Genomic DNA, 13,920 nt, shown 5'->3' on the forward strand with positions numbered 1-13,920 from the left:
TTGAACTGCCCTTACTACATCAAAGTAACAGCCTTTGTTGCCAGGAAAAGTACCAAACTTGACAAACGGCCGACAAGCATAGACCAATTGCTTTTTTTTATCGATAGAAATATCCAATTCGGCTCAGGTTGGTCCTGGCTGATTTTCGTAGAGAGAAATCCGCGGCCTGTCTGTATACTGGGGTCATTGATCTATTAATCATATCTTCTTTGGAAAGTACTATGTAGTCTTGTCAAGTCAATCGGTCCCAATAAAGCTGGGGCCTGTTCGTTTAGCTCACCCGAACTCATCTAAATTGTACTCAACTATGGAATCGTTCTCAAACCGTAAGTATATGCCGTGGCTGGTACACGTCATGGTGTGGGCTCTGCTGGGGTCGATCCTGTTACTGTGGCAGCCGCTCACTTGGCGTATTACCATACCTACGCAATTCTGGTTCAAGCAGGCGGTCCTATTCGGCCTGCTGCTGGCCGTTTTCTACATTAATTACCGCGTCTGGATACCCCGGTACCTCTTCCTCAACCGCACCAGCCTGTTTGTCATATTGAATATCTGTGCCGTATTACTGGTTTCGTTTTCGATCCAGCAGGTGGAAATATGGGTCAACCTGCGCGAAAGCATGGAAAATGCCTTCAAAGCGGTCCGCAATTCGGGAATCATGCGGCGGGAAGATTCCCTGGACTATTTCTCACTACTCACCGCGCTGATGGTCATTGGCATCAGTACCAGCGTGGCAGCCGTGCAGAAGTGGCAGCACGATGCCGAACTCCGCGAAAAGCTGGAACGCGCCAGAATCGACTCCGAACTCTCATTCCTGAAAGCGCAGATTAATCCGCACTTTTTCTTCAACACCCTCAACAACATCTACGCCCTGACGGTAATTGACGTAGAAGCGTCCCGTGAAGCCCTGCACAAGCTGTCGCGTATGATGCGTTATGTGCTGTACGAATCGCAGCAGGGTACGGTGCAACTAAGCCAGGAAATCGCCTTCGCGCAGGATTACATCAAGCTCATGCAGCTGCGCCTTACCGATAAAGTGACGGTGCAGTTGACGCCGCCTGAGCCCATGCACGACGTACCCATCGCGCCCATGTTGTTCTTGCCTTTCATCGAAAACGCCTTCAAGCATGGCGTGAGCGCTACCCAGCCCAGCCGCATCGAGATCATTATCCGCCAGGAGGGCGCCAAAATCCATGTGGAGGTATGCAACACGCTTTTTACCGACAAGAAATCGACCAATCTGGAAGAAAGCAACGGCATCGGTCTGGTCAATACCCGCCGCCGCCTCGACCTGCTCTACCCCGGCCGTTACGAGCTGGATGTGAAAGAAAACCAGACTGAAAAAGAATACAAGGTACACCTCGAACTCGATGCCGTATGAACACACTACGCTGTATAGCCGTCGACGACGAGCCTTTGGCTTTGGGGCTGGTGTGTGCCTTTATTGAAAAAACACCTTTCCTGAAACTCGTCGGGCGGTATTCCAGCGCGGTGGAAGCCTTACAGGGATTGCACGAGCAGCCGGTGGACGTGCTGTTTCTGGATATCCAGATGCCCGACCTGACGGGTATTGAACTGGCGCGGGTACTGGACAAATCGGCGGGATCGAATACCGCCGCCCCGCGCATTGTATTCACCACGGCTTTCAACCATTTTGCGCTCGAAGGCTTTCGCGTGGATGCGCTGGATTATCTGCTCAAACCATTCAACTACGAAGAATTCCTCCGGGCTGCTACCAAAGCCAGTACCTATTTTGATCTGGTGCGGAAAGCGGAGCAGGGTGGTCTGGCTCCCGTGGCCGAAGCGCCGCCTGCACCTGTCGTACCGCCCGAAGAATACCTGTTTCTGAAAGTAGAGTACCAGCTGGTCCGGGTCGCGTACAGCGACATCCTCTACATCGAGGGCCTGAAAGACTACGTAAAGGTGCACCTCCGGACCGAAACCCGTCCCCTGCTTTCGCTGACCAGCCTGAAAAGCCTGGAAGAAAAACTCCCTGCGCACCGCTTCATGCGCGTGCACCGCTCCTACATCGTGAACCTAGAACGGATAGAGGCCATCACCCGTACCAGCATCCAGATCGGTGATACGACCATCCCGGTCAGTGATCAGTACAAAGACACGTTTTCGGAGTACGTGAGCCGGTGGACCTAGGGTAGTAAGCACCTTTCGGAAGAGGAATGTGTTAATGCTGGTGCCGTTGTGGGTGTTTTCACTCGTAACTTATCCCGATTATCTCACAAACTCACTTTTCCAAAATCCAGCCTCTACGTTACCATGTCCGCCGAAACCTCCCAATTCATCCGCTTCATCCGAGCCAGTATCACCGATAATACTTTCATCAAAGCCAGTTTTGGCGATTATCAGGGCGAAGAGTCCGATCTAAAAAACCTCTACCTTAAAAAGGTCCTTGTCAAGCGGAAGGAGAAAATTTCGTTTCTGTACCGCTACCGAACGCGGGACATCACCAAAAACCATTTCCCGGACGACGCGATCACCGAGCTAGGTGCCCTGCTGACGGAACACGGGTTCCGGTCGGCGCAGTTGTTTACCCTTCGGCATGATGTCAGAATCCAGTATGCTCCGAACGACGGATTTAGTCTGAAAATAGACAAACCTACCCTGGCTGAACTTCCCTCGTTGGAACACGACAAACCGAAGCAGCGGAAAATCGAAGCCCAGGGAAAGACTTACCTCACCGAGCTGGGCATCACCGATGCACAGGGAAAAGTGTATAAAAACGCCCAGGACAAGTACCGACAGATCAATCATTACATCGAAATCCTGAGCTCTCTGCTCAAAGAACTACCGGAGCGCCCGCAGACAAACATCGTGGACATGGGTGCGGGCAAGGGGTACCTTACCTTTGCACTCTATGATTATTTGAACAATGTGCTTGGCAAACCCGCGCAGGTCACGGGTGTGGAGTTTCGGAAAGATTTGGTGGATTTATGCAATGGTATCGCCCAAAAATCCGGCTTCGACGGGTTGCATTTTGAAGAAGGTACCATCGAAAATTACGCTCCACAGGAACAGATCAACGTCCTCATTGCCCTGCACGCTTGCGACACGGCTACCGATGAGGCCATCTATCAGGGTATCACCGCCGACGCCGATCTGATCGTGGTCGCGCCTTGTTGCCACAAACAGATCCGTCGTGAAATGGAGAAGCACCGGGTCAAAAACGAACTGGATTTTTTGATGAAGCACGGCATTTTTCTGGAACGCCAGGCCGAAATGGTCACCGACGGCATCCGGTCGCTGCTCCTGGAATACCACGGCTACGCCACCAAAATTTTTGAGTTCGTCTCCGATGCACACACGCCCAAAAATGTATTGATCGTGGGCGAAAAACGGACGAAAGGTACCCCTGATCAGGCTGCGATCATGGAAAAAATACAGGCTTCCAAGATGTATTTTGGAGTAGGGTACCATCAGCTGGAAGTGTTGCTGGGCTTGACATGAATGTCGACGGATAGAATAAAGTACCCCGTATGATTACCCTTCACCTTGGCTACCTTCTCGGGGGAATCTTCGGCGATAATTTTGCCGCTGGGGCCGGGCTTTCCTTGAGTACGTTTTCGACTTCCCGAATGCTCAGGAAATACGTACCTTTGAATAAAAGAAAATCAAATGAAAGAAATTCAGGAACGAATCAGTATCAATCCCGAAATTCGATTTGGGAAGCCCTGCATCAAGGGTACCCGCATCACGGTGCAGGATGTGCTCGGTTGGCTGGCTAGTGGCATGAGTACCGAAGAAATTGTTGAGGATTTTCCTTCACTCGCCCGAGAGGACGTTTTGGCCACGCTTGCCTTTGCGGCGAATCGGGAAGAAAGTACCAAAATACTGATCTCAGGGATATGAAGTTGTTATTCGACGATAACATTTCGGCTGCTTTCAGGCAGGAATCAAAAAATTGATCGGGATATGCAGCCCTTTGCTTAGGTTTCGGATCATGGCTACGGTGAGCTCTTGCTTATAGTTCAATACTTTGGATACTTTGGTCTTGTCGCCGATAAAGGGAATAAGGTCAAGTTGTTTGAGATCATCCTGCTCCATTTTATATTTTAAAAAAGCAATGGGATCGCTCGGCTGCATGGGTATGTGGACTTCCTCGTAAGCTTCCACCAGAGTGACCAGCATATCCATTTCTTGCTCTTCTGTATACGTTTTATTGGAATTTTCCATTAATTCCCACACCCGGCTCAGAGCCATTTTGTAATGCTTCTCGTTGTGCAGATTATCCATTTGTAGGCTTGAACATTTTTTATTGGTTTGCGGCATAGACAATTTGCCAGTAAACAGGCACTAAGCGCATTTCTCTACACCGAAAGCTCTCGATTAGAAATTCTATATTTTTTTAAGCAGATGGGAGGGTATGCCAAAGACCTAAAATTACATCTATCTTAGAGTAAACCTCAATGGGAAAAGTTATCAATTCAAATTTGTCTCTTATCTCTTTTAAATTTACAAATAATGTATTCAAGCGAGTTGAAACAACTTGTTTATCTGTAACTGAATTTAAAGATTCATATTCATGAAATTCTGAAATACATTTCACCAAAGCCTCCTGCCAATCTTTATTATCAATATTTGCTTGTTTAAGCTCTTCTAAAATAGTCTTGATTTCATTTATGCTCGTCTCACGATTAGAAGACCTCATATCTACATTCGCGTTTTTTATCGTAGAATGGGTATTGAATTGCCCTACTAAACCATAAAAATTGTTTGTTTGATTTTCGTCCATTTGTATTAGTTTTTGAAATTGTATTAAATTTTTTGAATGCTCGATAGCTCTCTGAAAAATTTCTAGCTCATAATCAAGGTATTGCAAATTATTAGTTCTTCCTAGTCGAAGTTGCTTAGCTTTACTGGAAGATAATTTAAAGATTTTTGAAGAAATATATTCAAATTTTTCGTGAGGTTTTTTTGTTAGATCATTTGCTACATTATTGACTATTTCTGTATGTTGTATCGAAAATATTTTTTCAATAAGGCCATCTAATTCACACCATATTTTATAATCTGTATAATGCTCAAAAAAATACTCTTGTTCATAAATATCATGTAACTGTATATCTGTCAATTTATCAAAATCAATAAAACATTTCAAAAAGTTAATATTTAAAGAAGATTGATTATCAAGTAGATCTGGTATTTCATGATGAGTTTTGTTCTTTTTAAATACTTGAATTCTTGCTGATAATAAGTCACATAATATAATAAAAAAAACCTGAGAAGCATCATCGTTATTTAAATCGAGACCTTTTATAGCATTGCTAAAAGAATAAAAATTGTCCCTTTGGAACTCACTTCGAGTATAGTATATTGTACTTTGACTAATAATATGTTCATCAATAATGAAATCATTATCTTCCAAAAAACCAAAGGGAAGGATTGCTTTTTTTTGATTTCTATCTATCACATAAACATTCAGTGGAACAAGAATATTTTTTAAAATATGAATATTGGGATGAGAGTTGTTCTCTTGAAAGTATTGTTCTCTTTCATCCCTCGTAATAGGACTATATTCTATGAATGTCTCATAAAAAATTTTGCACATATGGGCTAATGTCCACTTAGCCATATCATTTTCCACCTGTGAAATTTTAGATATTCCAAAAGTATCCTCTTCTCTATTCAACTTTCGACTTTCATTGTCTTCGTAATTTAGATTTACTTGATCCATGATCCCATTATTATTGGTGATTCCTTTTGCTGCTGCCGATTGTCAACCGATGTCTACTCACAGAACAAGTTTCAAAACTTGTCAAACCTAAAGCTACCCCGCCAGCTCCGTCTTCAAAAAGTGCCCTGTATAGCTACCCTTCACTTTGGCTACCTTCTCAGGGGTACCTTCGGCGATGATTTGGCCGCCGAGTCCGCCGCCTTCGGGACCGAGGTCCACGACGTAATCGGCTACTTTGATGACGTCCATGTTATGCTCGATGATGAGGACGGTGTTGCCCTTATCTACGAGTTTTTGCAGCACGGCCAGCAGATGGCGGATGTCCTGGAAATGCAGGCCCGTGGTAGGTTCGTCCAGAATATAGAGCGTTTTGCCGGTGTCGCGCTTGGAGAGTTCTTCGGATAGCTTCACGCGCTGGGCTTCGCCGCCCGAGAGCGTGGTGGCGTGCTGGCCAAGGGTGATGTACCCCAGGCCGACGTCGTTCAGCGTCTGAACCTTGCGTAGGATGCGCGGCTGATTTTCGAAGAATTCCAGCGCCGATTCTACCGTCATGTCCAGCACGTCGGCCACGGATTTTCCCTTGAAACGTACCTCGAGTGTCTCGCGGTTGAAGCGCTTTCCCTTGCAGGTTTCGCAGTTGATATGCACATCGGGCAGGAAATCCATCTCGATCTTCTTCATACCCGCTCCTTCGCAGTCTTCGCAGCGCCCGCCTTTCACATTGAAGCTGAACCGCCCTGGCTTGTAACCCCGGATTTTGGATTCAGGGAGTTCGGCGTAGAGCGCGCGGATGTCGGTGAATAGGTTGGTGTAGGTAGCCGGATTGGAACGCGGCGTGCGGCCAATCGGCGACTGATCTACCTCGATTACTTTATCCAGATGTTCCAGCCCTTCGATGGACTTATGTTCTAAAGGTTCGCGGCGAGATCGGTAAAAATGCTGGTTGAGCAGCGGGAACAGCGTTTCATGGATCAACGACGACTTGCCGCTGCCACTCACGCCCGTCACACAAGTCAAGGTACCCAGCGGAATTTTGAGCGTGACATTTTTGAGGTTGTGACCCGTACAGTTTTTCAAAACGAGTTTGTGGCCATTGCCTTTACGGCGTTTTTCGGGTACCTCGATGCCCTGCCGACCGCTGAGGTAGTCGGCGGTGGTGGAGCCGTTTTTCAGGAATTCGTCCGGGGTACCCTGCCCCACGATATTGCCGCCGTGGCGTCCGGCACCGGGACCGATGTCCACGATATAGTCCGAGGCCAGCATCATGTCCTTGTCGTGCTCTACGACCAGCACGGTGTTGCCCAGGTCACGGAGGTTTTTTAATGAATTAATCAGCCGCACATTGTCGCGCTGATGCAGGCCGATGCTCGGCTCGTCCATGATGTAGAGTACCCCCGTCAGTTGGGTACCGATCTGCGTGGCCAGGCGGATGCGCTGCGCCTCACCGCCGGAGAGGGTACGCAGGGCGCGGTTCAGGGTGAGATAGTCCAGCCCCACATCCAGCAAAAAACCGACCCGCTTGCGGATTTCTTTCAATACTTCGTGGGCGATGACTTTCTGGCGATCTTCCAGCCGATCTTCGATGCCGTTCAGCGTGTCGGCCAGTTCGCGGATGTCCATTTCGGCCAGTTCGGCGATGTTACGGTTATCGATTTTGAAGTGCAGCGACTCCTGCCGCAGCCGTCCGCCCTGGCATTCGGGACAGGTGCGGATCACCATGAAGTCTTTGAGCCAATCGTGAATCTTGTCGGTGCCGTTTTCCTGCTGGCGTTTCAGAAAATTGATGATGCCGTCGAACTTGGTGTCCCATTTGGTACCGGGATACTTCTTGGAAGGTACCGGCACGGGTTCGTCGGTGCCGTAGAGCACTAGTTCGATGGCTTCGGGCGGGAATTTTTCGAGCGGGGTACTGAGGCTGACCTTGTGTTTTTTTAACAAAACCTCCAATTGCTTGAAAATCCAGGCTTCGCGGTACTCGCCCATGGGGGCGATCCCACCCCGGCTGATGCTCAGCGAGCGGTCGGGAATGACGGATTCTTCGGTGATTTCTTCCACTACGCCCAGCCCCTGGCAGGTAGGGCACCAGCCGTAGGGCGAGTTGAACGAAAAGGAATTGGGCGCCGGATCGTCGTAGCTGATGCCCGACTCAGGGTCCATGAGGTTTTGGGAAAAGTACTGCGCTTCGTCCTTGGCGTCCATCACCATCATCGCCCCTTTGCCCTGCTTCAGCGCCGTAGCCACCGACTGACTGAGCCGGTAGCGGTCCTCGGCCTTGGGCACGATGCGGTCGACCACGATCTCGATATCGTGTACCTTGTAGCGGTCCAGCTGCATCTTCGGCTCGATGTCCATCACTTCACCATCGACCCGTACCTTGGTGTACCCTAGCCGGGCAATTTGTACGAACAGCTCACGATAATGGCCCTTGCGGCCCTTCACGGTGGGAGCCAGCAGGGTCGTTTTTTGTCCTTCAAACTGGTTCAGTAACTGGTCGATGATCTGGTCCTGCGACTGCTTCACCATGCGGCGACCCGTTACGTAGCTGAACGCCTCACCCGCCCGCGCGTACAGCAGGCGCAGGAAGTCATAGATCTCAGTGACGGTACCTACCGTGGAGCGGGGGTTGCGGGAGGTAGTCTTCTGCTCGATGCTGATGACGGGCGACAGGCCGCTGATTTTGTCCACGTCGGGTCGCTCCATTTCGCCGATGAAGCCGCGCGCGTAGGACGAGAAGCTCTCCATGTAGCGCCGCTGTCCTTCGGCGTAAATCGTATCGAAAGCCAACGACGACTTGCCGCTGCCGCTGATGCCCGTCACGACTACCAGTTGATTGCGGGGAATGGATACGTCGATATTTTTAAGATTATGCTCGCGGGCGCCCTGTACATCGATGTGGTCGTAGCCCGTCGGGTCGGGAAGATGCTGTGGTTTCAAAAGAGGAATTCGGCTGGTTAGGTTATCCTGGTAGTAACCCGAAAAAACGGGGTTAGGTTCGGGTAGATTAAGGACATTCTTTCATTCGATCGGCAAACCCTACCTTTGCTAATTATGAACATGACTTTGAGTAAAGGACTGTTTTGATTGCAAGTGAAGCAAGATTATGTAGCCAGGCCCTTTTGGATTTGTTACCAGTTTTATTGTAAATTTAGCAAGCCTGATGATTCAGGCATAGATCAGAAAATATACCAGACTGGGTTTGGGATAGTCGGTTTGAAATTCAACTCAAAATTTTCCACCATTATGAAAAATATCCTTTATCTGACCTGTCTTGGTTTTACTTTTCTGCTCTTCACTTGTAAAAAGCCTGATGTCGACGCTGTTGGTAAGATGGAAGATTTGGATGAGGTTGCCAAAATCGAAGGAACTTCTAAGGTAGATTCTGTCAAAAACCTGGGTTGGCTCAAAAATGTCAAGGTCGAGGGCGCGACTGAGGTGGCTTTCGATACGGTGGAGAGAACAATAGCGATAACCTTACCAGCGACTTTTACGAAAGACACCCTTTTTCTCGATTTTGAATTGTATGAGGGCGCGACACTTGAGCTTAATTCTTGGCACAAACTTATCACCGCCAATCGAATAGAGCTCAGTCATTTCAGAGGGAACTCGCCGACTACTTTTATGGTGCTTAGCCAAGATAAGCGTGTCGGGAAAACATACATGATCTATGTGGAATGCACAGGCCCGCTAAATGCTTCTCTTACTTCTGACTTGATGCTTCATCCGTCTCGTGCTGAGCCGTATAGTTCGGTGCAGGCCTCACTTGAACTGAACTCGGGCGTGGGTACCATACCCGAAAAGCCGGGAAGTACCAAACGGCTTACATCAAAGCTCATCGACCTTGGAAGCGGCAGGCCAGTTCAGGGTATGTACGGCGTGCCCGTCCGCACCTTCTTTCTTGAGAATACCACGCCGCTTAATTTGGCCTCAGAGTACGCGCTGGAATTGGAATACGGTGAAAAGAAATTTGTATCTCCTATTCGAAAAAAATTGGTCAGGGCTACCCCAATTGCCGCTCCTTATGAGCTTAATAGCCTATTTCAGGCATTACCATTAAATCGGGAAATATTGCTAGACGGAGGCTATTTTCTGTCAGATCTTAACTACCGCATAAAAGTTGAAAGTGATTTCCACCCCAGTATGTGGCTAGCTGCGAATTATAAAAATCCTTCTATGCTCAGTTTTGTGCTACCGTCCGAGACGGCTGACGGATCTTATTTGATAAGCCTGTATGAAGGAGAATCGCTTGTCAAGTCATTTATTTTTAACGTCTCAAATGCCGCGAACACAAAAGGTATTAGAAAAATATTAGCCGAGTCCCTCGATTGTCCGTCGCGTGCTTTGCGGGAGGCCACGCCCAGAAATCTAACCTTTCAGAAAGGACAAGCCATGTATGTGGACCCATTTCCAGCCATCCTGGGTGGCTTCTACGCTAGCTTCGACCCAAATAAGAAACTGCCCGATCTGGAACTCAAAAACGGACAGCGCAGCGTAATACTCAAAGCCAAAACCCGCGCCGACGGTTGCTACGCCGACGGCACAGTTCAGTTGTATTACGGAGAATACATGATTCCGACTAGTATGGCACCCGGCAGTTACGAGGCCAGGCTGGTGTACCCCGAAGATCCGAAGTCAGTACCTTTTTGGACTCTGATTACCATCCATTGATGTGTGATGTGAACTGCATAACAGTAAGGTAGTATCAGCTACCTTTCAGAAGTCTGAAGGTACCTAAGGATATATTTGTCGTCCAACATCATCCCTTTTATTCCTGGAATAATCACTCGGTTATTCCAGGAATTTTTATTTGCCACTGATGCCCAACGACTACCAGCAAATTTTTCGGAAGGGGGTACCTTACTGTTTCCAAGGGTAGGCCCGCGGGTCTCTTGTGTTTGAAAGAATAATGTGGCCGGGGTACCTTGGTTCCATAAATCAGCGACTAATTCTTTTAACCTAACGGATAATCGCTATTTTAGCCCCTGCTTTCAAAATACCCATCAGTCAAACCCCTTCTCTGCATGGCCAGGAACTCTTCTCTCTTCCGTAAAAAAACAGTAGCACAAATCCTGGGCGACGCCCATCAGGCCGACATGGAGTCGGGGGCCTCGTCAAAACCCTGGGCGTGCGCGACCTGGTTTCGCTGGGTATTGCGGCCATCATCGGGGCCGGTATTTTCAGTACCATCGGCCTGGCTAGCTTCAACGGCGGCCCGGCAGTTTCGCTGCTTTTCGTGTTTACGGCCATTGCCTGCGTGTTTACGGCGCTGTCCTACGCGCAGTTTGCCAGTACAGTACCCGTGTCGGGCAGCGCCTATACGTATGCCTACGTAGCCTTTGGGGAGTTGTTTGCCTGGATCATCGGCTGGGCGCTCATATTAGAATACGGCGTTTCCAATATGGTGGTGGCTATTTCGTGGTCGGAGTACTTTGTGAGTATGCTGGCCGGGTTCGGCATCACGTTTCCAGGGTACCTCTCCACCAACCCGGCCACGGCGGCCGAAGGTTTTGCTCGGTTGCAGGAAGTAGGCGCCGCCGCCCTCACGGTAGCGGAGCAGAGAGCCGCTCTGGCCTACCAAAGTGCCCCGATGATCGGGGATATGCGCGTTATTTTCAATTTGCCCGCCGGCATCATCACGCTGCTGGTGACGGCGCTGGTATATATCGGTATTCGCGAATCGCGCACAGCCAGTAACATCATGGTGGTGCTGAAGGTGGGAGTGGTATTGTTGGTGATATCCGTGGGAGCTTTCTACGTGCAACCCGAAAACTGGATACCGTTTGCACCCAATGGCCCCAAAGGGGTGCTCAGCGGGGTAGCGGCCGTATTTTTTGCCTTCATCGGGTTCGATTCCATTTCCACTACGGCCGAGGAATGTAAAGACCCGCAGCGCGATATGCCCAAAGCAATGATTTATACCCTGCTGATTTGCACAGTACTGTACGTGTTGATTACGCTGGTGCTCACGGGCATGGTCAACTATAAAGAACTGAATGTTAACGATCCGCTGGCCTTTGTGTTTCAGCGTATCGACATGAACTTCATGGCCGGTATTATCTCGGTGAGCTCGGTCATAGCCATCACGAGCGCCCTGCTGGTGTACCAACTCGGTCAGCCCCGGATCTGGATGACCATGAGCCGCGACGGATTGTTGTGGAAGCGTTTTTCTAAAATTCACCCCAAGTACCACACGCCTTCCTTCGCCACCATCATTACGGGATTGGTCGTAGGGATTCCGGCTTTGTTTTTCAAGATGGATTTTTTCGTGGATCTCACCAGCGTGGGTACCTTCTTTGCCTTCATTCTGGTGTGCGGCGGGGTACTGTACCTCGATTATTCGGGGATTTCGGCGCAGTCGAAGTTCAGGGTACCCTACCTCAACGGCAAGTACCTGGTGGGGCTGGGGCTGATCGTGGCCATTGTACTGCTGTTCATCTATGGGCAAGAGGTACTTACCGAATGGCGCACGGCCTCATTCGGCTATATTGTTGAACACAAGATTCTAACCATCATATTCTGGATTACCTGGATCATTCTAGCAGGAATGAGCTACAAGTACAATTTTTCCATTCTGCCCGTCATGGGTATCCTGACTAACCTGTACCTGATGACCGAACTAGGCTCGTCCAACTGGCTGATTTTCGTGATCTGGCTGGTGATCGGTCTGGTTATTTATTTTACCTACGGGTATAAGAAAAGCAAACTGGCCCAGTAAAAGACAGACACATAGAATCTATTTCGCAAGCGGGCGGGGGTACCTACTATTCAGGTACCCCCGCCCGCTTGTGCTACAGGCAACCTGTGCCCCGGCCAAATGGCAAAAAAAGTACATACGGAAATTCGGCTTCTTCCGTTTTAATTTTCCGTAGTACCCTACGGAAAAAACGTTTGCTATTCCTGTCTTCTATGAAAAAAGCACTCTTTGCCGCGCTACTTAGTATGACCCTACTTGCGGCCTGTACACCACTGGACAAGGGTGTCAGCGACTACCAGCTCGACGCTACCTATTCGTTGCGTCTGGAAACACCGACTAGTCCGGAAATTCTGATTGGGGACCAGGTGGACCTGCGGAGCCTGGTAGTAGTGACTGACCGGGCCGGCCAGACGGTGACCGTGCCGGAAAATGCGTATCGATTTGTGATCAACCAGCAGCCGGATGGTGCAACGTCGTTCAATGCCACGCAGGTGGGTACCTATACGATTGAAGTCAAAATCGGCAACCGCACCAGCAACGCGGTGAGCGTGACGGTGCTGCCTTATACGCGCGTCAGAATTCCGGTGGTGTTCCATGCCGTCAATTCTACCCTTACACAGACCCAGATAGATCGGTTGGTCAAAGGGATGACGGATGCCTACCGCAACCGGTGGAATCCATACAGCGGGGCCAAAGATGAGAATGCGGTGGATAATTTCATCGAGTTTTACGCCGCCGAAACCAATCCTACCGGGCTGTCGCTTGCGGTCAAAGGACTCGATGCGGTGTCGTCGTCACGCCAGACTTTCACCTCCCGGCAGGCTGTCGACGAAGCCTGGAATAACTACTGGAATCCTAACCGTTTTCTGAATGTGTGGGTGTACGCGATTGCTAAGGAGGAGAGTCTGAGCGGATTTGCGTATAACCTACCCGTAACCCGTCCGTTGGCAGGTGCACGGGTGATATCGGCCAGCCGTACCTCCCCCGACCTACCTTACGGAATTTACCTCAACCAAATTGATGTAAGCGATACCCGTTCCAGTACCCTGGCACACGAAGCCGGACACGTGCTGGGGCTCAATCATGTCTTTGATGGCAATGGCGACGAGTCCAAGTCGTGCAGTACCACTGACCCGGATTACTGCGCCGATACGCCTTACTACGACCGGGCTTTGTACATGGACAATTACCGCACTCTACGGCAGCGGCGCAATGCCTGCGACGGCAGCAGCTACGTCAGTACCAATATCATGGATTACTACCTGGGTTACGAAAACTCCTTCACCCGCAACCAGCGCGACCGCATCCAGCATACGCTCAACTACGGTCTCTGGCTTCCTTCCCCCAATAATGAATCCCGCACCCGCCAGAATGCGGAGGACAACTATGTCAAAAAACCGGACGATTACCAGTTTGTACCGCCCGTCATCTGCGCCAAAGAAAGTTTTTAATGATGAGTGATGAAGGATGAGAGCAATTCCAAATCCTTTCTACTACATAAGCAAGCTACTATTCCGGCCGGGTTTATATTTGGTTAAAT

General features: G+C 49.4%; 10 protein-coding genes. 7 read left to right on the forward strand and 3 right to left on the reverse strand.

Features of this window, described 5'->3' with window-relative positions; all coding sequences use genetic code 11:
* Window positions 1–307 precede the first annotated feature (307 nt).
* From GBK04_RS16915 to GBK04_RS16930, 4 genes are all read left to right on the forward strand, one after another.
* Window positions 308–1,381, forward strand: a complete 1,074-nt coding sequence (locus GBK04_RS16915) for a sensor histidine kinase (RefSeq protein WP_152761667.1) — start codon at window positions 308–310, stop codon at window positions 1,379–1,381.
* Window positions 1,378–2,151, forward strand: coding sequence for a LytR/AlgR family response regulator transcription factor (locus GBK04_RS16920; RefSeq protein WP_152761669.1), 774 nt, complete (start codon window positions 1,378–1,380; stop codon window positions 2,149–2,151). Before GBK04_RS16915 ends, GBK04_RS16920 begins: the two co-directional genes overlap by 4 nt.
* Before the next feature lie 123 nt (window positions 2,152–2,274).
* Window positions 2,275–3,462 (forward strand): class I SAM-dependent methyltransferase, encoded by a 1,188-nt coding sequence (locus GBK04_RS16925; protein WP_152761671.1) that lies wholly within the window; start codon window positions 2,275–2,277, stop codon window positions 3,460–3,462.
* A gap of 168 nt (window positions 3,463–3,630) precedes the next feature.
* Window positions 3,631–3,864, forward strand: coding sequence for a DUF433 domain-containing protein (locus GBK04_RS16930; RefSeq protein ID WP_152761673.1), 234 nt, complete (start codon window positions 3,631–3,633; stop codon window positions 3,862–3,864).
* 33 nt (window positions 3,865–3,897) lie between these two features.
* Here GBK04_RS16930 and GBK04_RS16935 read toward each other — a convergent pair whose 3' ends face one another.
* The 3 genes from GBK04_RS16935 to uvrA all read right to left on the reverse strand — a co-directional run bounded on the left by GBK04_RS16935 (window position 3,898) and on the right by uvrA (window position 8,623).
* On the reverse strand, window positions 3,898–4,248 hold the full coding sequence (locus GBK04_RS16935; RefSeq protein ID WP_152761675.1) for a helix-turn-helix domain-containing protein: 351 nt from the start codon (window positions 4,246–4,248) through the stop codon (window positions 3,898–3,900).
* A gap of 112 nt (window positions 4,249–4,360) precedes the next feature.
* A complete protein-coding gene (locus tag GBK04_RS16940; RefSeq protein ID WP_152761677.1) occupies window positions 4,361–5,689 on the reverse strand; it encodes a hypothetical protein in 1,329 nt (442 codons plus the stop codon).
* A gap of 93 nt (window positions 5,690–5,782) precedes the next feature.
* Complete coding sequence (uvrA, locus tag GBK04_RS16945; RefSeq protein WP_152761679.1) at window positions 5,783–8,623, reverse strand: excinuclease ABC subunit UvrA; 2,841 nt, start codon at window positions 8,621–8,623, stop codon at window positions 5,783–5,785.
* A gap of 306 nt (window positions 8,624–8,929) precedes the next feature.
* Here uvrA and GBK04_RS16950 point away from each other — a divergent pair, with 306 nt between their 5' ends.
* From GBK04_RS16950 to GBK04_RS16960, 3 genes are all read left to right on the forward strand, one after another.
* The gene (locus GBK04_RS16950) at window positions 8,930–10,354 is read left to right on the forward strand and encodes a hypothetical protein (protein WP_152761681.1); all 1,425 of its coding nucleotides are present in this window, start codon (window positions 8,930–8,932) and stop codon (window positions 10,352–10,354) included.
* Window positions 10,355–10,811: 457 nt separating this feature from the next.
* On the forward strand, window positions 10,812–12,401 hold the full coding sequence (locus GBK04_RS16955; protein WP_373331059.1) for an amino acid permease: 1,590 nt from the start codon (window positions 10,812–10,814) through the stop codon (window positions 12,399–12,401).
* 191 nt (window positions 12,402–12,592) lie between these two features.
* On the forward strand, window positions 12,593–13,831 hold the full coding sequence (locus tag GBK04_RS16960; RefSeq protein ID WP_152761682.1) for a M43 family zinc metalloprotease: 1,239 nt from the start codon (window positions 12,593–12,595) through the stop codon (window positions 13,829–13,831).
* The last annotated feature ends 89 nt before the right edge of the window (window positions 13,832–13,920 follow it).

Origin of the sequence: Salmonirosea aquatica, assembly GCF_009296315.1 — a bacterium.
GTDB classification, from domain to species: Bacteria; Bacteroidota; Bacteroidia; order Cytophagales; family Spirosomataceae; genus Salmonirosea; species Salmonirosea aquatica.